20 protein-coding genes and 2 pseudogenes are annotated in these 21,285 nt (G+C 61.2%); 5 read left to right on the top strand and 17 right to left on the bottom strand.

Annotated elements, in window-relative coordinates:
* Window positions 1-6 precede the first annotated feature (6 nt).
* The 3 genes and pseudogenes from ACQKPC_RS00315 to ACQKPC_RS00305 all read right to left on the bottom strand — a co-directional run.
* Window positions 7-552: pseudogene (locus tag ACQKPC_RS00315) on the bottom strand (HAD-IA family hydrolase); the annotation flags it as partial.
* A gap of 54 nt (window positions 553-606) precedes the next feature.
* Window positions 607-723, bottom strand: a pseudogene (locus ACQKPC_RS00310) (2-aminoethylphosphonate--pyruvate transaminase); the annotation flags it as partial.
* 175 nt (window positions 724-898) lie between these two features.
* Window positions 899-2,323, bottom strand: a complete 1,425-nt coding sequence (locus ACQKPC_RS00305) for a type VI secretion system Vgr family protein (RefSeq protein WP_427622716.1) — start codon at window positions 2,321-2,323, stop codon at window positions 899-901.
* A gap of 231 nt (window positions 2,324-2,554) precedes the next feature.
* Here ACQKPC_RS00305 and ACQKPC_RS00300 point away from each other — a divergent pair, with 231 nt between their 5' ends.
* Window positions 2,555-3,259 carry a YebC/PmpR family DNA-binding transcriptional regulator gene (locus tag ACQKPC_RS00300; protein WP_007903391.1) on the top strand — a complete coding sequence of 235 codons (705 nt, stop codon included), beginning with the start codon at window positions 2,555-2,557 and terminating at the stop codon, window positions 3,257-3,259.
* A 155-nt stretch (window positions 3,260-3,414) separates the two neighbouring features.
* On the opposite strand, the gene ACQKPC_RS00295 is transcribed toward ACQKPC_RS00300, so the two are convergent.
* The 9 genes from ACQKPC_RS00295 to ACQKPC_RS00255 all read right to left on the bottom strand — a co-directional run bounded on the left by ACQKPC_RS00295 (window position 3,415) and on the right by ACQKPC_RS00255 (window position 13,055).
* The gene (locus ACQKPC_RS00295) at window positions 3,415-4,719 is read right to left on the bottom strand and encodes a leucine-rich repeat-containing protein kinase family protein (RefSeq protein ID WP_427622715.1); all 1,305 of its coding nucleotides are present in this window, start codon (window positions 4,717-4,719) and stop codon (window positions 3,415-3,417) included.
* Between the two features lie 101 nt (window positions 4,720-4,820).
* Window positions 4,821-5,951 (bottom strand): cell division protein ZapE, encoded by a 1,131-nt coding sequence (zapE, locus tag ACQKPC_RS00290; protein ID WP_427622714.1) that lies wholly within the window; start codon window positions 5,949-5,951, stop codon window positions 4,821-4,823.
* 295 nt (window positions 5,952-6,246) lie between these two features.
* On the bottom strand, window positions 6,247-7,293 hold the full coding sequence (locus ACQKPC_RS00285; protein WP_427622713.1) for an ABC transporter substrate-binding protein: 1,047 nt from the start codon (window positions 7,291-7,293) through the stop codon (window positions 6,247-6,249).
* A gap of 17 nt (window positions 7,294-7,310) precedes the next feature.
* Window positions 7,311-8,426, bottom strand: coding sequence for an NAD(P)/FAD-dependent oxidoreductase (locus ACQKPC_RS00280; protein ID WP_427622712.1), 1,116 nt, complete (start codon window positions 8,424-8,426; stop codon window positions 7,311-7,313).
* Window positions 8,423-9,778 (bottom strand): FAD-dependent oxidoreductase, encoded by a 1,356-nt coding sequence (locus ACQKPC_RS00275; protein ID WP_427622711.1) that lies wholly within the window; start codon window positions 9,776-9,778, stop codon window positions 8,423-8,425. Before ACQKPC_RS00275 ends, ACQKPC_RS00280 begins: the two co-directional genes overlap by 4 nt.
* A gap of 286 nt (window positions 9,779-10,064) precedes the next feature.
* Window positions 10,065-10,355 (bottom strand): (2Fe-2S)-binding protein, encoded by a 291-nt coding sequence (locus ACQKPC_RS00270; protein WP_427622710.1) that lies wholly within the window; start codon window positions 10,353-10,355, stop codon window positions 10,065-10,067.
* 7 nt (window positions 10,356-10,362) lie between these two features.
* On the bottom strand, window positions 10,363-11,157 hold the full coding sequence (locus ACQKPC_RS00265) for an ABC transporter permease (RefSeq protein WP_007896923.1): 795 nt from the start codon (window positions 11,155-11,157) through the stop codon (window positions 10,363-10,365).
* A 6-nt stretch (window positions 11,158-11,163) separates the two neighbouring features.
* Window positions 11,164-12,033 carry an ABC transporter permease gene (locus tag ACQKPC_RS00260; protein ID WP_401174423.1) on the bottom strand — a complete coding sequence of 290 codons (870 nt, stop codon included), beginning with the start codon at window positions 12,031-12,033 and terminating at the stop codon, window positions 11,164-11,166.
* Window positions 12,030-13,055, bottom strand: a complete 1,026-nt coding sequence (locus tag ACQKPC_RS00255) for an ABC transporter ATP-binding protein (RefSeq protein WP_427622709.1) — start codon at window positions 13,053-13,055, stop codon at window positions 12,030-12,032. The genes ACQKPC_RS00260 and ACQKPC_RS00255 overlap by 4 nt, the downstream gene beginning before the upstream one ends.
* A gap of 244 nt (window positions 13,056-13,299) precedes the next feature.
* Here ACQKPC_RS00255 and ACQKPC_RS00250 point away from each other — a divergent pair, with 244 nt between their 5' ends.
* The gene (locus ACQKPC_RS00250; protein ID WP_007896916.1) at window positions 13,300-14,136 is read left to right on the top strand and encodes an IclR family transcriptional regulator; all 837 of its coding nucleotides are present in this window, start codon (window positions 13,300-13,302) and stop codon (window positions 14,134-14,136) included.
* Window positions 14,137-14,270: 134 nt separating this feature from the next.
* Here ACQKPC_RS00250 and ACQKPC_RS00245 read toward each other — a convergent pair whose 3' ends face one another.
* Complete coding sequence (locus ACQKPC_RS00245) at window positions 14,271-15,023, bottom strand: anti-sigma factor family protein (protein ID WP_427622708.1); 753 nt, start codon at window positions 15,021-15,023, stop codon at window positions 14,271-14,273.
* Entirely contained in the window at window positions 15,020-15,526 is a 507-nt protein-coding gene (locus tag ACQKPC_RS00240) for an RNA polymerase sigma factor (RefSeq protein ID WP_427622876.1), read from the bottom strand. Before ACQKPC_RS00240 ends, ACQKPC_RS00245 begins: the two co-directional genes overlap by 4 nt.
* Window positions 15,527-15,690: 164 nt before the next feature.
* Between ACQKPC_RS00240 and ACQKPC_RS00235 the strand changes: the two genes are divergently transcribed.
* Together ACQKPC_RS00235 and ACQKPC_RS00230 are read left to right on the top strand one after the other, a co-directional pair.
* Window positions 15,691-16,785 (top strand): catalase family peroxidase, encoded by a 1,095-nt coding sequence (locus ACQKPC_RS00235; protein ID WP_427622707.1) that lies wholly within the window; start codon window positions 15,691-15,693, stop codon window positions 16,783-16,785.
* Entirely contained in the window at window positions 16,782-17,327 is a 546-nt protein-coding gene (locus ACQKPC_RS00230; protein ID WP_427622706.1) for a cytochrome b, read from the top strand. The genes ACQKPC_RS00235 and ACQKPC_RS00230 overlap by 4 nt, the downstream gene beginning before the upstream one ends.
* 96 nt (window positions 17,328-17,423) lie before the next feature.
* On the opposite strand, the gene ACQKPC_RS00225 is transcribed toward ACQKPC_RS00230, so the two are convergent.
* Window positions 17,424-18,650, bottom strand: a complete 1,227-nt coding sequence (locus ACQKPC_RS00225; protein WP_427622705.1) for an MFS transporter — start codon at window positions 18,648-18,650, stop codon at window positions 17,424-17,426.
* A 96-nt stretch (window positions 18,651-18,746) separates the two neighbouring features.
* Here ACQKPC_RS00225 and ACQKPC_RS00220 point away from each other — a divergent pair, with 96 nt between their 5' ends.
* Window positions 18,747-19,193 carry a winged helix-turn-helix transcriptional regulator gene (locus tag ACQKPC_RS00220; protein ID WP_008073121.1) on the top strand — a complete coding sequence of 149 codons (447 nt, stop codon included), beginning with the start codon at window positions 18,747-18,749 and terminating at the stop codon, window positions 19,191-19,193.
* 60 nt (window positions 19,194-19,253) lie between these two features.
* On the opposite strand, the gene ACQKPC_RS00215 is transcribed toward ACQKPC_RS00220, so the two are convergent.
* Window positions 19,254-20,405 carry a M14 family metallopeptidase gene (locus tag ACQKPC_RS00215; RefSeq protein ID WP_427622704.1) on the bottom strand — a complete coding sequence of 384 codons (1,152 nt, stop codon included), beginning with the start codon at window positions 20,403-20,405 and terminating at the stop codon, window positions 19,254-19,256.
* 482 nt (window positions 20,406-20,887) lie between these two features.
* Window positions 20,888-21,229, bottom strand: coding sequence for a DUF6124 family protein (locus ACQKPC_RS00210; RefSeq protein WP_123496598.1), 342 nt, complete (start codon window positions 21,227-21,229; stop codon window positions 20,888-20,890).
* Between the last annotated feature and the right edge of the window lie 56 nt (window positions 21,230-21,285).

Here is a 21,285-nt window from a genome sequence, read left to right as displayed (position 1 = left end):
GTGGAATCAGTCGGTTTGCGGCATCTCGCCCTTGGCCAGGCGCTTGTTGATGTCGGCAATCACCTCGGGCAAGTCGGTGATGGTGTCGATCATGTAGTGCGGCCGCGAGCCTTCGAACATCGCGTGAATGCGCTTGCGTTCGCTGGCCAGCTTATCGCTGCTCAGGGCGCGATAGCCTTCGTAGTCCAGACCCAGCGCGTTGCCGGAGCAGATCAACGCCACGGTCCACATGCCGGCTCGGCGACCTTCGAGAATGCCCGGCACCGTGTCGTCGATCTTCACACAGGCCGCGACGTCATCGATGCCCAGGGCAATCACATTGGCCAGTGCCTGAGCCGGCCATGGGCGGCCGTTGGGCACTTCGTCGGTGGCGACCACGTGGTCGGCGACGTAACCGTTGGTGGCGGCCAGTTCGACGACTTTGTCCATGACCTGTTTCGGGTAGCCGGAGCACGAACCGATCTTGATCCCTTGTTGGCGCAGGTTGGCGATGGTGTCCAGGGCGCCCGGAATCAGGGCCGAGTGTTCGGCGATTTTTTCGATTTGCAGCGGGAATGTCAGTCCGCTTTCGCGAGCAAGCCCGCTCCCACAGGGGATTGAGGTGAATCAGATGTCGATGACTTCCATCTCGCGCAGCACCTCGGCGACCACCGCCACCGCCGCGTGCATTTCGGCCTGGTTGACGTGGCCGATGCAGCCGACGCGGAAGGGCGTTTTTTGGGTTGGCGCCCGTCAGGTAGACCGAGGCGCGACGATCGCGGGCAAGCCACGCTCCCACAGGTTTTGCATCGTTCACAAGATATGCGGCCAGCACAAATCCCTGTGGGAGCGCGGCTTGCCCGCGAAGAGGCCGGACCTGCCTACATCAGACTCCCGGTGTGCCGACAAGGATTGAAACTCAAGGGGCGAGATCCGAGCGGTTGACCAGCCAATCGAGCAGCAGACGGCCATCGCGGCGTGGCTCGGAAGCAGGCCGGGAAGGCTTTGGATGGCCCATGCCGGCACACAGCACTGGCCGGTCCGGATCGCTGTCGAGAAAACTGATCAGCACGTCGGTGCCGGCCGTGGGCAGCCTGGCCGGATCGATCCGACCGTCCGGCGCTGCGAGGGCGATCGGTAGCCAGAGACCGACGGATTCATCCGCCTCGAACGCCGGCGTCGGCCATAGCCTGACCTGTATCCGGCCTTGATCATCGAGTGCCGCCGGTTGCCCGGCGGGGCCGAGTACCCGGGCGATCTGATAGCCCGGGATGCTCGGCTTGATCTGTTTAAGCGCCGGCCTGAAGACCGTTGACCAGGGAATGGCCGTGAACTGATTGCTATAGCGCCGGGCACTGCCGGGCTGATCCTCGGCGAGAATCGAGGGCTGCTGCCCCTGGTGCCGGATATCGGTGAGCAACCACTGATCGTTGAAACTCGAGAGCGGATGCTGCGCCACTTGCAGGATCCGTCCACTGCGCAGTTCGCTCTGGTTGCTTTGGCCGTGGATCTGCCGTTGCGGGCAACGCAGGCGTTCCAGCCGTCGGCGGCTGAGCTGGTCGTGATGAAGCTGTGCAGGTGCAGGGCGTGCCGTGACCGGGCCCGTTCTGGCGAGCATGTGATTAGCCGCTCCATCGCCGACCACCGGCGCGCCGCGGTTTCTGGCTTCCCATCGTGCCGGGGCGGGGACCGGCTCATGGCGCTGGAACAGTTCGCTGATTACCGGCAAGACGGAGTCGTTGAATGCGTCGTCCTGGAACGGCATCAGCAGTGGCTCCTGGGGGAAACTCAAGCTGTCATCGGCCAGCACCAGTACGTGTCCATCGGGCTGATGTTCGAAGTGATAGTGGATGCCTTCTTCCTCACACAGCCGCTGCAGGAAGGCCAGATCGCTCTCATCGAACTGAATGCAAAAAGGCCGGGGCGGGTAGCAGCCGTTTGCCAGTTCGAAACGATAACTGTGCTCGGGCAACTGATGCTCTTCCAGCAACTGGCGCACGATCGCGGGGACGCTGAGACGATGAAACACCCGACGCAAACTGTGTCGATCCAAGTGTTGCAGATGGGGCGTCAGCACCAGGGAATAGCCGACCCGGTGCGGGCCGCGATGTTCGCGACTGACGCTGTGGATCATGCCGTGAATGCCTTGGTCATCCGCCAGCCGCAAAAACGCCGGTTGTTGTAACCATTGGTCGAGGTGCATCGCCGGTGCGAGGCCGATCACGTCGATGTCGAAGCGATAGGGCTGGTTGAGACCTTCACGGCCGCTGAACTGCAAGACCTGCAGACTCAAACCGCCGTCGAGCAGTGTCAGGGTAAAGGGGCTTTCCTTGTCGTTGTGCATCGAACGCGCTTCTGCCAGGGAGGATGGGCGCAGAGGGTACGAAACCACAGCCCTGAAGCGTCACCGCAAATCGACTTTTCAGAATCGCCCTACAAACACTGGTGAAGATGTCGATTCGTCACAGGGTGAAGATCTTGGAATTTTTGGTCGATTGGCGTCTTTAGGCCGTATAAACTTGCGCAACGCGTCGGCCAATAGATGTCTCGGCGCCACAGATCAAGAGAGTGAGTAATGGGCGCACAGTGGAAGGTTAAACACAAAGAAGCGGCAGCCAACGCCAAAGGCAAGATCTTCGGCAAACTGGTGAAAGAAATCACCATCGCTGCCCGCAACGGTGCCGATACCACCACCAACGCACACCTGCGTCTGGTGGTCGAACAGGCGAAAAAAGCCTCGATGCCCCGCGAAACCCTGGAACGCGCGATCAAGAAAGGCTCCGGCCAGCTCGGCGAAACCGTGCAATACCATCGCGTGACGTATGAAGGGTTCGCACCGCATCAGGTGCCGCTGATCGTTGAATGCGTGACTGACAACATCAACCGCACCGTCGCTGAAATCCGCGTCGCGTTCCGTAAGGGCCAGTTGGGCGCTTCCGGTTCGGTGGCCTGGGACTTCAACCACGTCGGCATGATCGAGGCGTCCCCGGACAGCCCTGACGCCGACCCGGAAATGGCTGCGATCGAAGCCGGTGCCCAGGATTTCGAACCGGGTGAAGACGGCGCGACGCTGTTCCTGACCGAACCTGCGGACCTGGATGCGGTACAGAAAGCGCTGCCAGAGCAGGGTTTCACCGTATTGTCGGCCAAGTTGGGCTACCAGCCGAAGAACCCGGTCAGCGGCCTGAGCGATGAGCAGATGGCTGAAGTCGAAGCGTTCCTCGAAGGCCTCGATAACCACGATGACGTGCAGGATATGTTTGTCGGGTTGGCGGGTTAAGCGGTTCCGACAGTTTGTGGTCTGACTTGTGGTGAGGGAACTTGCCTGTGGCGAGGGAGCTTGCTCCCGTTCGGTTGCGCAGCAGCCGTCGCTTTTGGGGTCGCTTCGCAACCCAACGGGAGCAAGCTCCCTCGCCACAGGTTTTGTATTTGCCGCTAGTTTAATTCAGCCAGTTCCCGCACAACCTCGCTGAACCCCGGTCGCGCCAGCACATTCGGCAGACAGCAACGCTGCTGTAGATCCTCTAACGCGACCCGCTGTTCATCACTCAACCCCGAGTCGATGCGCTCCAGCAATTCCCCCAGCAGCACCCCGAACGCCCGCACTTCGATCCGTTGCAGCGCGCGGCTTTCAAGGCTGACCGAAGTGGCATGGAAAGACGCCGCGCCAAAGTCGCCCAACAGGCAATCGCCGTGCTCGTTCCACATGATGTTGTGAGCATAGAGGTCGCCGTGGGTGATGCCTTGGTGGTGCAAATGTTCAGCCACCGAAGCAATGCCACTGGCGATGCGCAGTGCCACGCCAGCGCTGAACCGGGTGTCATTGGCGTAGACGTCGCGGGTGCAGGACGCCAGGCTCGGCAGCCCGGCCAGGTTGCGATAACTCGGATCGATCAGTTGCATCACCAGCCCGGCCGTTTGCTGGGGGTGATCGACAATTCGGCCCTCGACCCGGATCAGGTTGGGGTGGATGCCGGCAGTGATGCAGGCATTCATTTCGTGTAAAGGCGAGCCATCGCTGGTCATTTCGCCTTTGTAGAGTTTCACCGCGACCTGTTTCGTCTGCTCCCACAACGCCTGATGAATAACTCCCGACGCGCCTTCGCCGAGTTTTCTCTCCAGGTTTAGTTGGGACCAGGGAATGCTTGCCGTGGCTTCGAGGGCCGCGGCATCGGCTTCGGTTTCCAGCGGGTTACCGGCGTACGCCAGCCAGGTCAGGCTCGGCAGGGTCAGCAGCCATTCGGGAAGCTCGGTGAGCTGATTGGCGGCGATGCGGATCAGTTCGAGTTGATGACAGTGCCGCAGGCTTTCGGGCAAATGCTGTAACCGGTTGCCGGCGAGCATGAGTTTTTGCAGGTGCGGGCGCTCACCCAGTTCGGTCGGCAGCTCCGTGATGCAGTTATCGGTGAGGATCAGCCAGCGCAACAGCGGCGGCAGGGCGGCGCCCGGCACGTATTCGATGGCGTTGGCCTTGAAGCCGATCATCGTCAGCGCGGTGCACTGGCCAAGGCAAGCGGGCAGTTCGGTGAACTGATTGTCCGAGCAAAACAGCACACGTAAACGGGTCAGGCGATGCAGGTCGTCCGGCAGGCTGCGCAAGGCATTGCCGCTGAGGTTGAGCACTTCCAGCGAGTCCGCCAGATCGAAAATTTCCTGGGGGAACTCGGTCAGGCCGCAGGACAAGTCCAGACGGGTGATGCCCGACAGTTGGCCGGCGCGCAGTTGGGCGAGGGTATCCATGGGCAGGTTCGCTATTGATCAGAAGGAGGGCGTGGGGGCCTGGAAATGAGCGACATGATAGCGGGAAAGTTGGGGTGGCAGCCCAAACCCAATCTCCTCGGTCAAGCCAGATCCCTCACCTCCACCAACTGCCCCAACCGGCTGCGCGTGCGCGCCAGGTCGATAGCATCGCCACCCAGGCTTTCGCGCAATGACTGGTGACCGAGCAGAATCAGGTGCTTGTCCTGGTCGTACAAGACGTCGATCAGGTTGATGAAGCGCTGCTGGGCGGCGATTGAACAGTCGGCGAGACTGGGCAGTTTGTCGATGATCCAGCGGTCGAAACGCCGGCACAGTTCCAGGTAGTCCATGACCGCGGTGGGGTGTTCGCACAGGTCGGCGAAGGTGAAGCCGACGCTTCGCCCTTCACAGTATCGGGCTTGCAGGTGCCGTGTCCCGACGGGCAGCTGGATGGCCGGTGCGTCGTGTTCGAGCAGCTGCAACACCTGACGCTGCACCTCCGTGGCCGGCCAGATGTACCGGCCCTGGGTGAACAGCTGCTGTGCGTGGGTGCGCGCCTGACTGCGGTAATCATGCGGCCCGCCGACTTCCATCACCTGCATGCGCGTGTTGACCAGATCGATTACCGGTTTGAAACGGGCGTGGTAAAGCGGGTTGGGCAGCAAACCTTCCGGCGGGTAGTTGGAGGTCACCAGCAGCACAATCCCCCGGCGAAACAGCGCCTTGAACAGCCGCGTGATGAGCATCGCATCGCCGATGTCATGCACGTGGAATTCATCGAAACACAGCACCCGGCAGTCTTGCAGCAGTTCGTCGAGGGTGACCGCCAGCGCATCGGGCTGATCGCGATGGCTGAACATGCCTTGGTGCAGTTGCGCAAAAAACTCATGGAAGTGCAGGCGCTGTTTTTCCGCGATGGGGATGGCCTGGAAAAAACCGTCGAGCAACCAGCTCTTGCCGCGCCCGACTGCACCAAAGAGGTAAAGACCGGGGAGTGTCGGCGCTGATGTGCCCAGCAGCGCCGAAGCGTGCTGCGCCATGCAGTCGATCACTCGTTGCTGGCTATGGCTGAGGGTGTAGCCCTGGTTATGGGCCTTGCGGTGGAAGTAGTCGTGGATCACCCGGCCCTGCGTACTGCCACTGGCCGGCGTCGCAACTGCCTTGCCGAAGAAACGGCGTAGCGCGGGCCAGCGTGGTGTGATTCGCGGAGGGTTGGGCGGTCGAACGGTCACTGTGAAGTCACCCCGTAGTCTTCAGGCCGGCTCACCCTGAGCCGCGGCGGCGTAGTTTAACCAAATGGGGAATTTGCCTTCCACTGGTGTTGCTGAAGCTACTGTGGTGAGAGGGCTTTTGTGGCGAGGGAGCTTGCCTGTGGCGAGGGGGCTTGCCCCCGTTCGACTGCGTAGCAGTCGCCCTCAACCATTTCCTCCCGGTATTTCTGATAAACCGGGGTGTATGGTTTTTGGGGCTGCTTCGCAACCCAACGGGGGCAAGCCCCCTCGCCACAGGTTTGGGGCGCTCAGTTATTTAGCGCTCGATACTGCGATTCCACCGGGCATTCCACGCCGGGCGCTGTTCGTTGACCTGATCCCAGTCGATGGCGATCGCGGTCGTCAGATACTGCTTCATCGCCTCGACCTGACCGCGGGTCTTGTCGGTGGTTGGCGTATTCGGGTTGGACGGAATCTGATCGCCGTCTTCAAGCGCGGCGGCTTGCGCTTCGGGCGTCAGCAGGAAGGCTGCGAGTTTCTGCGCCAGTTCCGGTTGGGTGTTGTTGGCGATGGCGCATTCGGCGACGTTGAGCACCACGGAGCCTTCCTTGGGCTGTGCATATTCCACCGGCATGCCCTTGAGTTTCAGCGCGGTGACCTGGGTCGGCGTCAGCGGGAACAGCGCCGCTTCGTCGGTCTGGAGCATTTCGGAGATCTTCGCTGAACTCGGAATGTACTCCAGCACGTTGCGCCCGACGGTGTTCGGCCAAGCCTTGAACCCCGGTTCGACGTCGGTTTCGCTGCCGCCCTGAATCCGGTTGAACATCAGGAAACCATGCAGGCCGAAGGTCGAAGATGCCATCGACTGAAACACCAGTTTGTCCTTGAAGCGCGGGTCGGCCATGTCCATCCAGGAGGTCGGTGCGTTCCAGCCTTTTTCCTTGAACAGCCGTGTGTTGTACGCCAGCCCGGTGACCCCAAGGCTGACCGCCACCGCTTGATCCTTGATGCGGCCCTTGGCCGGAATCTGCGCCAGGGTCGGGCTGTCTTCGAGTTTGTCGCACAAGCCCATGGCGATGGCGCGGTACATGATGCCGTCGTCGAGGAACATCACGTGCATCTGCGGGTTGCCTTTGCTGGCCTGGACCTTGGCCAGAATATCGGCGGAGGTTCCCGGCACGATCACCACTTTGACGTTGTTGGCTTTCTCAAAAGCCGGCAGCACCTTGTCGGCGTAGAGCCGCTCCATGGTTCCGCCGTTCATGCCCAGGTAAAGCGTCGGTTCGGCCTGGGCCTGGTTGACCGTGAGCATGGCGCCCAAGCAAGAGAAACCGAGCAGTGCACTGCGTTTGAAATTATTCATGGCGCGACCTTCCTCTATCAAGCAACGGAGATGGAGTGAAACCGGGTGATGGAAAACGCATCCAGCGGCGTCTTTGACGCGCCGCTACAGATGATCTCGGTGAGCGCCTGGCCCACCGCGGGCCCGATCTGAAAGCCCGCGCCGGCAAAGCCGAACGCGTGCAACAGACCGGGTTGGGTGCTGCTGTGGCCGATCACCGGTTGGCGATCGGGCAGATAACCTTCGGTGCCGCTCCAGGTGCGAATCGCCTGGGCGCCCTCAAGAAACGGGTAGAGTTCGACGGCCTGGCGCAGGATCTCGATGACTGCGTTCTGACCAGGCCGGGCGCGGGCGTCATCGAGGGCAAAGCCCTGGCCGCCGCCCAACACACAATTGCCGCGAGCGACCTGACGGGCATAAATGCCGCCACCCTCGACGCCGGTGCTGGCATTCATCACCAGCGGCAACGGTTCGGTGACCAGCATTGCCGGGTGCCCGGCGTGCATCGGCACTGCTTCGCCGAATTGTGCGGCGAGGCTGCCGGCCCAGGCGCCAGCGCAGTTCAGCAGCCAGGGGGCTTGCAGTTCGTGGCCGGTTTGAGTACTGACGCGAAAGCGCTGACCGTCATGCTCCACCGCCGTCACTGCGCATTGTTCATGGATTTGCGCACCGTGCCGACGCGCCGCCTGCGCGAAGGCGGGGGACACCAGTCGCGGGTTGGCGTGGCCGTCGTCCGGGCACAACGAGGCACCGACTGCGACCTCACCGACCCAGGGGAAACGTGCGCGCAACTCAGTGCGGTCAAGCACCTGCAAATCGAGGCCGAACCCCTGGCTGCTGGCGGCGTAATCCTGTAAGGCGTGCAGGTCGTTGAGGCTGCGGGCGAGCTTCAGGTGACCACTGCGCTGGTACTCGCCGTCGATGCCGATCAACTGCGGCAGTTGCCCCCAGATTTCGTGAGCCCGTTGCGACAGCGGTAATTGCGACAACGGCCGGCCCTGACGGCGCACGCCGCCGTAGTTCACACCGCTGGAGTGCGAACCGCAAAAGTCCCGCTCCAGCAACGCGACGCGACGGCCGGCCTTGCTCAAGAACAGGGCGGCGGAGGAGCCGACAATGCCGCCGCCAATGATGAGTGCATCGACCTCGATCATGGCTCGACCTCCAGACCGAACGGCAGGGGTTTGATCGGCGCCTGAGCCCGCAACCGGCCGATGTCGGACAGGTTGCGCTGGCTTTCGCAGGCGATGATTTCCGCTGCGGCGGCGCCACACATCCGTCCCTGGCAGCGACCCATGCCGACCCGGCAATGGGCCTTGACCCGATTGATCTCCCAATGGCCTTCGCGCACCACCTGGCGGATGTCGCCGGCGCGCACTTCTTCGCAGCGGCAGATCATCAGGTCATCCGCGGCGTCGGTGGCCCAGCTTTCGGGAAAGATAAACGCGCGCTCAAGGCCTTGGCGGAATCTGCCGATAGTGTTCAGCGACTGTTCCAGCCATGTGGCACGTTGCGGCGGGATCAGGTAACCGATGTCTTCGAGCAGCGCCAGGGCTGCTCGTTCACCGGCCATTTCCGCGGCGTCGGCACCCATGATGCCGGCGCCGTCACCGGCCAGGTACACCTCGGCGACACTGCTGCGACCGGCGCTGTCGCGCTGCGGCAGCCAGGCGCGGTTGAGTGGGTTCCAGGTGAATTCACAGCCCAGCAAGTCGGCGAGTTGGGTTTCGCTGCGCAGGCCGTGGGCGAAGGCTATGGCGTCGCAATCCAGCTGATGCTCGCCTTTCGAGTTGGACCAATTCAGCGATTGCACGCGGTGTTCGCCATCGATGCGTTTCAAAGTAGCGCCCTGGTGCACCGGGATGCCATGGGCGGTCAGCCAGGTGCGGTAATAAATGCCTTTGGCCAACGTGGTCGGTTGCGCCAGCAGACCGGGCAGGGCGCGGGCCTGCGCGCTGAAGGGCGAGCTGTCGAGCACGGCGATCACGTTGGCGCCGGCCTTGGCATATTGGTATGCCACCAAGTACAGCAACGGCCCGCTGCCGGCGAACACCACCCGTTCACCGATGGCACAGCCTTGAAACTTCAAGGCAATCTGCGCCGCACCGAGGCTGTATGTCCCCGGCAACGTCCAGCCTGGCACCGGCAGAATCCGGTCGGTGGCGCCCGTGGCGACGATCACCCGGGAGAATTCCAGCCGTGCGGCGCGGCCCTCATGCAAGGTGTCGAGCGCGCCAGCCTCGGCGTTCCATACCAGGGTGTCGGGGCGGTAATCGAGTTGCTCGCGCAGTTCGTCGATTGTTTGATGCAGTACCTTGGCCTTGCGTGCTTCGAAGCCATACAGCTTGATCGCCGAACGCTTGAAATTCGCCGGCTGACGCCGATAAATCTGCCCGCCACTGCGCGCGGCTTCGTCCAGCAGCACCGGGCGCACGCCGTGGGCGACGAGGGTTTGCGCCGCACGGATTCCAGCGGGGCCTGCGCCGATGATGATCACAGACTTCATACCCACCTCATATGTGATCGACGCCGAACCCTTGTGGGAGCGAGCCTGCTCGCGATGGCGGTACATTCAACATCGGTGGTGGCTGACAGATTGCTATCGCGAGCAGGCTCGCTCCCACAATGAACTGATGTATGCCCCATTATCTGTGATCGGCACGACCCCCCTGTGGGAGCGGGCTTGCCCGCGATGATGGCGGCACATTCAACATCGGTGGTGGCTGATAGACCGTTATCGCGGGCAAGCCCGCTCCCACAGGGAAATGGGTTTCTGCAGGGGAAGTTGGTGTTCATACCGATCGCCCCGGTTCGCGGTTGATGTGCTGTCCGGCTTCAAGCAGCGTCGAGCAAGCCCGCACCCGGCGGCCATCGCCCAGGCGTACCCAGCAGTCCTGGCAGGCGCCCATCAGGCAGAAACCGGCGCGGGGTTCGGCGCTGAAGTCGCTGCCGCGCAGGTGTTCGCTGCAGGTCAGCACGGCGGTCAGCAGGGTGTCGCCGAGCAAGCCACGGGCAGGCTTGCCGTCGAGGGTAAAGTCCAGGGCCGGGCGGTCGCCTTCGGCCAGTCGTTTCAGCAGAGCCATGGCGACCTCATTGTTTACCCACCAGCACCCGATCCAGGCCGTAGACCCGATCAAGCAGAATCATCGTCAACGCAGTCAGCGCGATCACCAGGGCCGACACCGCCGCCATCATTGGATCGATGGACTCGGTGGCGTACACGTACATGCGCACCGGCAGGGTTTGCGTGGCCGGCGAGGTGACGAAGATCGACAACGTGACCTCATCGAAACTGTTGATGAACGCCAGCAGCCAGCCACCGGCGACCCCCGGCAAAATCATCGGCAAGGTGATTTGCCGGAACAACGTGAAGCGTCCGGCGCCCAGCGATTGCGCGGCGTGTTCGGCGCTGCGGTCCAGGCCGATGGCCGAGGCCAACACCAGTCGCAGCACGTACGGGGTGATCACCAGCACATGGGCGAAGATCAGCCAGGCGAAGCTGCCGTTGACACCCATCAGCGCAAACAAGCGCAGCAACGCGACGCCCAGCACCAGGTGCGGAATGATGATCGGCGACAGGAACAGCCCGTTGAAAAAGTCCCGGCCGGGGAACTCGAATCGAGTGATCGCCAAGGCTGCCGGCACCGCGATCAGCGTCGCCAGCGTGGCGGCGCAGAACGCCAGGATCAGGCTGTTGTAGAACGCATCGACAAAGTCTGCGCGCTCGAACACTGCACGGAACCAGCGCAGGGAAAACTCCGTGGTCGGCAGGCTCAGGGTGTTTTCCGGGGTGAAGGCGACGAGGCACACCACCACCAGCGGCGCGAGCATGAACAGCACCACAAGGGTATGGAACAGCAGGGCGAAAGGACCGTTTCTGGACATGACGAATTATCCCAATGACTTCTTGTAGCGGCCTTCGATCATCCGGTTCCACGACAGCATGATCAGCAGGTTGAGCAACAGCAGCGCGACGGCGATGGCCGCGCCCATCGGCCAGTTCAGTTCCGACAGGTACTGGTCGTAGATCAGCGTGGCGACCATCTTTATCCGGCGTCCGCCGAGCAGTCCGGGAATGGCAAATGAACTGGCCGCGAGGCCGAACACGATCAAGGTGCCGGAGAGCACGCCGGGCATGATTTGCGGCAGCACCACTTTGCGCATCACCGTGAGGTGGCTGGCGCCCAGCGACAGCGCGGCTTGTTCGGCGGCCGGGTCGAGTTTCTGCAGCGAGGTCCAGACCGGAATGATCATGAACGGCAGCATCACGTGAACCAGCGCGATCACCACGGCGAACGGCGTATAAAGCAGCTTCATCGGCGAGCCACCGAAGGCTTGCAGGGTCTGGTTGACCAAGCCGTCGGCGCCGAGCAACAGGCTCCAGCCGAAGGCGCGCACCACCACCGAAATCAGCAACGGCGTGAGGATCAGAATCAGGAAGATCGAGCGCCACGGCGCGCCCATGCGGCTGAGGATGTAGGCCTCGGGCACGCCGATCACCACGCAGAGCAGGGTGGTCAAGGCGCTGATCCAGAACGTCCTCAGAAAGATCTCGTAGAAGTACGGATCGCCCAGCAGGCTGCTGTAGTGATCGAGGGTGTAGGCGTCGCTGTTAATTCCCGAGCTGTAGTCGAAAACGTTGAACGACAGCACCAGCGTCAGGCCCAACGGGATGACCAGTAAACCGAGGTACAAGGCCAGGGCCGGTGCTGACAGCCAATAACCCTGGCGTCCCTGGCGAATGACGACAAGCGTACTCATGCCGACACCTCATCGACACTCAGCACCCGCAGCAGCGCCGTGTCCCAGTCGAGGCCGACCGCCGTGCCTTCGATCAAGGGCGCCGAACCGTCGTTGCGGCGCACTACGCTGAGTTCGCCCAACGATGTCGATACGCCGTACAGCCATTGGCTACCGAGGAAGAAGCGGCTGACGATCTTGCCTTGCAAGCGGCCATGGCCAACATCACGCAGATCGATTTTTTCCGGGCGCAGGCTCAGGGTCAGCTCGCCGTTGTCACGATTGCAGACCTGCACAACACCAGCGCTGTCCCGTTCGCCGGGTAGCAGATTGGCCTTGCCGACGAAACCGGAAATGAACTCGGTGCGCGGGTGTTCGTAGAGGGTGTAGGGCGCGTCGATCTGGGTGATGCGTCCGGCCTGCATCACCACCACTCGGTCGCTGATCGACAGCGCTTCGGACTGATCATGGGTGACCATCAGCGTGGTGATGCCGACCTCACGCTGGATGCGGCGGATTTCGAACTGCATCTCCTCGCGCAAATTGGCGTCGAGGTTGGACAGCGGTTCGTCGAGCAGCAGCACCGGCGGCTCGATCACCAATGCCCGGGCCAGCGCAACACGTTGACGCTGACCGCCGGAGAGTTCTCGTGGGTAACGCTCGGCGTGTTGATTCAGACGCACCAGTTTCAGCACCCGATCCACCCGTTGCTGCAACTCGCCGTTGGGCACTTTGCGCATGCGCAGGCCGAAGGCGACGTTGTCTCGCACGGTCATGTGCGGGAACAACGCGTAACTCTGGAACACCACGCCCAGACCACGACTGGCGGGTTTGGCGTGGGTGATGTCGCGACCGTCCAGCACAATGCACCCGCTGCTGACTTCGACGAAGCCGGCGATCATTTGCAGGGTGGTGGTTTTGCCGCAGCCGGAGGGGCCGAGCAAGGAAACGAACTCGCCTTTTTCCACCGACAGATTGGTGGCGACGACCGCGTCGATCTCGCCGTAACGTTTGCCGAGGTTTTCAAGTTGCACGAAGGCCATGACTGCGCTCCACCTGAGATTGTTATGCGTCGCCAAAGGCGCGCTTTTTTGTATGGGCAGATACGAAAAGGATGTTGCCGGGGTGCGTTGGCGCTCGACTTCTGTCGGCTGCCGCTGTTGTTCGAATCGCCCCTGATGGACGCAGAGTAGGACGAAGAATAGGATGGGCTCAATGGCCTATTTCACTGAAGCGATGACTATTTTCAGTTTCATTCAGTGAGTAAATTTATTGTCGAGAAATCACATGCCTGATTCCATTGAGCGGAATGAAAATAAAAATGAAGTCGGTGTTGGTGCAGTCTCAAGACTGTTTGCAGTGCTGCGCAGTCTGGGGGACACCGTCGAAGGTGGAGAGCGCGTGACCCAACTGGCGCAACGCATCGGTTTGTCGCAACCGACCACGCACCGCTTGCTGCGCAGCCTGATGGACGAGGGCATGGTCGAGCAGGATGCACGCAGCAAACGTTATCGCCTGAGCCTGGAGTTTTTTGCCTTGGCAGCCCGCGCCGGCAACACCGGCAATTTGCGCGAGCTGGCGCGGCCGGCATTGCTGCGGCTGTCGGCGTCGTTGGGGGACTCGTTGTTTTTGCTGGCGCGCAGCGGTTTTGATGCGATCTGTCTGGATCGTAGTGAAGGGCCGTTTCCGATCCGCACGTTTACCGGTGACATCGGCGGGCGGGTGGCGCTCGGTGTGGGGCAGGGCAGTCTGGCGATTCTGGCGTTTCTGCCGGAAGAGGAGCGCGACACGGTGATTCATTACAACTTGCCGCGACTCAAGGATTTCCATCTGTATGACGAGGTGTTTCTGCGTTCGGAAGTCGAGAATGTGCGCACCCTCGGTTACGCCGGGCGCAACACCGGCGTATTGCAAGGCATGGCCGGGGTGGCCGTGCCGATTCTCGACCGCGAAGGCCGGGCGGTGGCGGCGCTGAGTGTGGCCACGGTCAGCGATCGCCTGGGGCCGGATCGCTTGCCGACAGTGGTGGAGATGCTCAAACGCGAAGCCGCCCTGATCGGGCCGCGGATCAATCCGTTCGATCCGCTGTTGCGAAGGCCTTCGCAGGTGTTTGGGCAGGGGTGACCACAATCTCCAAATAATCGCTGACCCAATGTGGGAGCGAGCCTGCTCGCGATAGCGATGTGTCAGTCGACATTAATGTTGAATGTGCCGGCTTCATCGCGAGCAGGCTCGCTCCCACAGGGGGAGGGTGGTGATCAGAACTTCAGCGTCTGCTTGATCATCTGCGCCGCCGGCGTGTCACTTGGGCTGACCATCGCATAGTTGTACCCAGCCCCCGACCAGTACTCGGCCTGCAACTCACCATCGCTGCGGCTACCCCGAGGGAGGAGGAAGTTTTTCGGCCCCGGCGGGCGGACGTAGAAGCTGATCTTGTGGCTGCTCTGATCCTCATACACCACCATCGCCGCCGGCCCTTGTTCGGTGCTGAGCAGCCGCCCGCTGATGGGTTTGTATCCAGCAGCGGTCAGGTTCGGCAGGCGTTGGGCCTGGCTGAAATATTGATCGAGCCAGCCCTGCATATCGCCGTCATCGCTGACTTTGTAGTCCGCCGGCAGGATGCCTTGCTGGGCAATCAGCCGGTAGGCTTGCATCGCATCAGTCATCGGCAGCGGGGCGCTGACCAGGGTCATTTGTCGCGCCTGCCAACCGCCCAATCCGCCGATGCTGACCGCAATCAGCAGCATCGCGGCGCTGGCCAGATGACGGCGGGACTGGTGTTTGACTCGCTGGCGAATCATTGCCGGGTCGAGTTGCGGGTTGGCCGGTTGCTGCAAGGCGCCGCTCAGGGCCGCGCGCAACTGTTGGGCATCGTGCTGCCAGGCGCGTACTTGCGCGGCCACTTCGACGTTGCCGGCCAGATAAGTCTCCACCAGATGCCGGTCGGCATCGCTGAGTTGGTGATCGACGTAGGCGTGCAGGTCACGTTCACTGGGAGGCATGCTGATCATTTGAGTCTCCGCAGAGAAGGACGGGTGATTTCGCCGTCGCTGAGCTGGCGCAAGGCCTGGCGCGCGCGGGACAGGCGCGACATCACGGTGCCGGTGGGGACGTCGAGAATCTCGGCGACCTCCTTGTAACTCAAGCCTTCCACCGACACCCAGAGCAACAGCGCACGTTGTTCGGTGCTGAGTTGATCGAAGGCTTGCAAGGTCGATTGGGCGATCACGGTGCGCTCTGCCGAAGGCTGCGCATCGTCACGGCCAGTAAAGAATTCGAGCATCCGCGCATAACGCCGGGAGCGGCGATGAGCGTCGAGAAACTGCCGATAAAGAATCGAAAACAGCCAGGCACGCAAATCGCCTTCGGGGCGTTTTGCGCCCCAACTCGACAGCGCGCGCTCAAGGCAGGCCTGCACCAGATCGTCGGCGCTGCTGGGGTTGCGCGTCAGCGAAACGGCGAAACGTCGTAGCCTGGGAATGACTTCCCTGAGTTGTTCGTCGATATCGTTCATGGAGTTCTGACTAGTCACTACGCTGTGGTGAGTGTTCAGGAAGACGTCCGGCATTCGAGGTTATTCCACGCCTGGAAAAATAAACACCGGGCGATGGAATAAACCCTGACGCGGTTCGTCTGCCTGATTCTTCTCACTTGTGGCCGATGGCCCTGGAGTCATTCATGGTAGATCGCTCATCACCGCCAACGGGGCCTGGCCGGCCACCGCTGAGTGCCGCGAGCCTGACGTTGCGTCTGACCGGCATTGCCGTGGTGGTCACTGCGCTGGCCGGGGCTTTTGCCTACGTCAACGGCACACTCGACCCACAGCGCCTGACGCCGAAAGATTTGGTCAATGTACTGGAGAAAAACAACGGCGTGCACCCGGGATTCCGTCGCAATCATGCCAAAGGCGTGTGCGTGATCGGGCATTTCGAGAGCAGCAGCCAGGCGCGCGAGTATTCCACTGCCCAAGTGTTCAGCGAAGCGCGGACCCCGGTGGTCGGGCGTTTTGCGCTGCCTGCCGGCAACCCTTACGCGCCGGACAACAGCGTGCCGATCCGCAGCCTGGCGTTGCGTTTCACCCAGGCCAACGGCCAGCAATGGCGCACCGGGATGAACAGCATGCCGGTGTTCCCGGTGGGCACGCCCGAGGCGTTCTATCAGTTGCAACAAGCGCAGTCACCGGATCCGTCTACCGGCAAACCAAACCCGGCGGCTGTTCCAGCGTTTTTCGGTTCTCACCCGGAAGCCGCGCCGTTTCTGGCCTGGATCAAAACCGCCAAACCTTCGGCCAGTTACGCGACGGAAATCTATAACAGCGTCAACGCGTTTTACCTGGTGAACGCGGCCGGTCAGCGGCAAGCGGTGCGTTGGAGCATGACGCCAGTGGCCCAGGACGCGGCAGGTGCAACGGCCCCCGAGGGCGGTGATTTCCTTGAGAAAGACTTGGTGCAGCGTTTGGCCGCCGGACCGCTGCGTTGGCAGTTGAACATTACTTTGGCGAACCCCGAAGATCCGGTCAACGACGCGAGCAAGGCCTGGCCCGACGGCCGAAAAGTGCTGAACGCCGGTACCTTGGTGCTCGAAAGTACTCAGCCGCAACTCAGTGGTGAGTGCCGTGACATCAACTACGACCCACTGGTATTGCCCAGCGGTATCGAAGGCTCCGACGACCCGCTGCTTGCCGCTCGCTCAGCGGGTTACGCCCGTTCCTACCTGCGCCGCACCAGCGAAGTGACGCAATTGCCCAACGCTAAGCAGGAGTCTCGACAATGAGCGCACAACCGAATCATTTCGCGCCATTGGCGCGGCTGCTGCATTGGCTGATGGCGCTGATGATCATCTCGATGCTGTTTATCGGCGCGGGCATGGTGGCCTCGGTGTCCGAGCGTCATGAGTGGCTGATCCATCTGCACAAACCTTTGGGTGTTGCGATTCTGTTGCTGGTGATCGTGCGTCTGGCCGTGCGCTTTTCGACCCGGCAACCACCGCTGCCAGCGGACCTGCCGGGCTGGCAAGCGTTCGCGGCCAAGGCTTCGCATATCTTGTTGTACGCCTTGATGTTGATTTTGCCATTGCTGGGTTGGGCGATGATTTCGGCGGCTGGCGATCCGGTAATGCTCAGTAGTTCACTGCAATTGCCGTCGATCCTGCCGGCGAATGCGCAGGTGTTTGCGTTCCTGCGCCAGGCGCATGGGTATCTGGCGTACCTGCTGTTCCTGACCGTGCTGCTGCACTTGGCGGCGGCGTTGTTTCACGGTTGGGTGCGCCGCGATGACGTGCTGAACAGCATGCTGCGGGGCAAGGATCGCGGGTGATCCGGGTTGCTGAAAAATGTGGCGAGGGGGCTTGCCCCCGTTGGGCTGCGAAGCAGCCCTAAATGCGATAGGTCAGGCATACCGCGTTTAATCGATTTACGACTGCTGCGCAGCCGAACGGGGGCAAGCCCCCTCGCCACAGGATTTGCTCGGGGTTGGGGCCAACGTCATGCACCAATAAATCAGCGCCACGGCATTGATGCCCGCACCCAGCCAACACACCCCGATCCATCCCGCCCAGGCGTACATCGCCGTCGAACCGATAGAACCCAAGGCGCTGCCGATTGAATAGAACAGCATGTAGCCGGCGGTGAGTCGGCTTTGCGCTTCGGGACGCACGCTGTAGATCATGCTTTGGCTGGTGACATGAACGGCCTGCAAACCCAGATCCAGCGTAATCACCCCGAGCAGCAGCGCCCATAGCGAGGATTGGGTGAGAGCGATGGGCAGCCATGAGGCGAGCATCAGCAGCAACGACAGTCCACTGGTCCATTGACCCAAACCGCGATCGGCCAGATGCCCGGCGCGAGCGGCGGCCAGCGCACCGGCGGCTCCGGCCAGGCCGAACAGTCCGATTTCAGTGTGGGAAAGTGAAAGTGGCGGGGCACTCAGCGGCAGCACCAAGGGTGTCCACAACACCATGGCGCTGGCGAAGGTCAGCAGGGCGAGCATGGCCCGTTGACGCAATACCGGTTCTTCCTTGAACAACGTGAATACCGAGCCGATCAACGCACCGTAAGCACTATCCGGTCGCGGGTCTTCGTGCCTGGGCAGCACACGAAACAACAGCAGCGCCATCACCAGGGTCAACCCGGCGGATAGCAGATAAATCGAACGCCAACCGGCCAGATCGGCCATGCCGCCCGCGACTGTTCGTGCCAACAGAATGCCGACGACAATGCCGCTGGTAATCACGCCCACCACACGTCCACGTTGCGCCGGGATAGCCAGGGTCGCGGCGTAGGCCACCAGGACTTGCGTCACGACCGCCAGTAACCCGGTCAGCGCCATGCCGAGCAGTAGCCAGGCGCTGTTCGAGGCTAACGCGATCATCAACAAGGCCAGCGCCGATAGCAGGGTTTGCACGACGATCAGCCGGCGGCGGTTGAGCAGATCCCCTAGCGGAACCAGCAACAACAGACCCACGCCATAACCGATTTGGGTAAGGGTGACGATGATACCGATGGTTGCCGGGTCCATGGCGAAGGCCTCGGCCATGGCATCGAGCAGCGGTTGTGCGTAATACACATTGCCGACGGCCAGGCCGCAGGCAACGGCAAACAGCAGCACCACTGCGCCGCTTAATGGGTGGTCAGGTTTCATCACGGGCTTCCTTTTGTGGTTTCAAAATAAAACCAGTTGTACGGTAGGGAGTCTGGTTTTATATTGCAACCACATTGGTTGCCGGCGGACGCGGTCATGGTTAAACGTACAAGCATGGAAGGCGCCGAATGCCCGGTCGCCCGTTCACTGGACGCGATTGGTGATTGGTGGTCGTTATTGATCGTGCGCGATGCGTTCGATGGCTTGCGGCGATTCGGTGAGTTCCAGCGCAATCTGGGCATGGCCAAAAACATCCTCTCGGCACGCCTGCGCACGTTGGTGGCTCACGGGATTTTCGATCTGGTGCCAGCGTCGGACGGCAGCGCGTATCAGGAATACGTGCTGACGGAGAAGGGCAAGGGCCTGTTCCCGTTGATCATCGGATTGCGGCAGTGGGGCGAGGCGTTTTTCTTTGAGGCGGGGGAGGCGCATTCGCGGGTTGTCGATCGTGAGAACGGTCGACCGGTGCGGGCGCTGGAGTTGCGTGCCGAGGATGGGCGTTTGTTGGGGCCGCAGGATTGTGTGCGGATCGCTGCCCAGTGAAAACGTCAAAAGATCGCAGCCTTCGGCGAAAGCCTGCGATCTTTTGACGTTAAAGGACAATCAGCGCAGGGTATCGACCATGTCGGCGATGGTCGTCAGCACGTCCTTGCCCAATTGCTTGGAGCGTTTGCCGCACCAGCCGGTCAGCGGGTTCGGTGCGTCGTTGTGGTCTTTGAAGGGCATTTCCAGGGTCAGCGACAGGCAGTCGAACTTCTGACCGACGCTGTTGCAGGCCAGGGTCATGTTGGCTTTGCCCGGCTCGTCGCGGGTGTAGCCGTACTTGGTCTGGAAGTCTTTGGTCTGATGTTTCAGATGACTGCGGAAATGTTCTTCGAGTTTTTCGATCCGCGGCGTATAGCCCGGGTTGCCTTCGCAACCGGCGGTGAACACGTGGGGGATTTCTTCATCGCCATGGATGTCGAGGAACAGGTCGACGCCATACTTTTCCATCTGTTGCTGAACGAACAGCACTTCCGGGCTGACTTCCTGGCTGGCGCTCTGCCAAGCGCGGTTCAGGTCCTGGCCCATGGCGTTGGTGCGCAAATGACCGTGGAAAGCGCCGTCCGGGTTCATGTTCGGCACCAGGTACAGGTCGGCGCTGGCCAGGAGTTTTTTCAGCACCGGGTCGTCGTGTTTTTCCAGGCGCTCGATCACGCCTTCCATGAACCATTCGGCCATGTGTTCGCCGGGGTGTTGCTGGGCGATGATCCAGACCTTGCGCTGGCCTTCGGCTCCAGTACCTTTGCGCAACAACTGGATGTCACGACCTTCAACGCTCTTGCCGGTGGCCAGCAGTTCGGTGCCGGCCTTGGTGAGGGCCTGTTCGATCAGCCAGTCATGACGGCCCCGGCTGTAAGGTTCGAAGTAGGCGAACCAGGCATGGGTAGCAGTGGCTTCGAGGCTGAAACGCAGGCAGTCGCCTTCAAAGATGGTCGGCACCCGGAACCAGTTGACGTGGTCATAGGACGCTACCGCCTGATAGCCATCCCAGGCTTTGTTGTACGAGGATTTGCTGGCGTTGTTCAGGCGAAACCAATGCTCCTGTCCGACGTGCAGACCGCTGGCCTTGAAGTGGAACCACTGGAAATGCTGGCTGCGAGTGTCTGGCTTGATCGCCAGCAGTGCTTGCAAAGGATTGCTGGTGTCCAGCACTTCGATGTTGCCACTGTCGAAGTTCGCGTTGATGTCGAAAGAAGATCTAGCCACGGCCATAATCTATTCCTGAATATGTTTTTTATGGCTGCTACTTTACACGCAAGGGAGGGAAAAACCGGGGGAAATTGCGAGGGTGAAAAGGGGGGGCGTCCTCCTTGACGCCGATGCAGCTTAGAGACTGTGCAAGTGATTCTCAAGTGCTATTTTGCGTTAGTTTGGCCCAATGCTACCGGGCCTCTCTTGCCAACAGATATTCTTTTGATATCATCCGCGCCAATCGGATTTTGCAGCACCCACAGACTTCATTAGCCTGAAGCCAAAGCCAGAATAACTGGCAAAAAAAGACCCGGCAAAAAGCCGGGTCAAAAACCGTGATTAGCCTGATGAGGAGATAGTCCAGGAGACCGACCTAAGGTCCCTGGTCCATCGACTGATCTCGCGACCAGCTGCCTGCAATAATAATCATTATCATTTGCAAGTCAAATGTTTTTATCTGCGTGATTGGAAAATTCTTTCCTTTCTACTCCTGCGTATTCGCCTCAACCCTGCTGTGCCCCTTCCAGGGATCGATCGACCATCGCCTTGGCCATATCGATCATGTGGACTGTCGAAAACGCCAGATCCCTGCTTGCGCCCTGCAGCTGGTTGGCTGATTCATGCGCGGTGGCGGCGGCACATCGCAATAGATCCGAAGCATGGACCAATGCCTCTTCGCTGCTGATGTTACGGTTCACATCGAAGAAACGTTCTTCGCCGGCCTGTTCTGACACAGCTGGTTTCAAGTAATAGTCCAGTGCCCGCTGCGCGGCAGCCGAGCCTTTTGGCGAGTTGAGTGTGGTGTCGAATTGCATGTCGGGCAGGGTAATGCTGGGGATGGTCATGACGATGGCAAGCTCCGTGAGAGATTCAAATCCGTGAGCCCAGCTTAGCTACGTAC

The organism is Pseudomonas sp. NPDC089918 (assembly GCF_050280605.1).
GTDB lineage: Bacteria > Pseudomonadota > Gammaproteobacteria > Pseudomonadales > Pseudomonadaceae > Aquipseudomonas.
The sequence above is the reverse complement of the archived record's forward strand: the minus strand, read 5'-3'. Positions and strand labels throughout refer to the sequence as shown.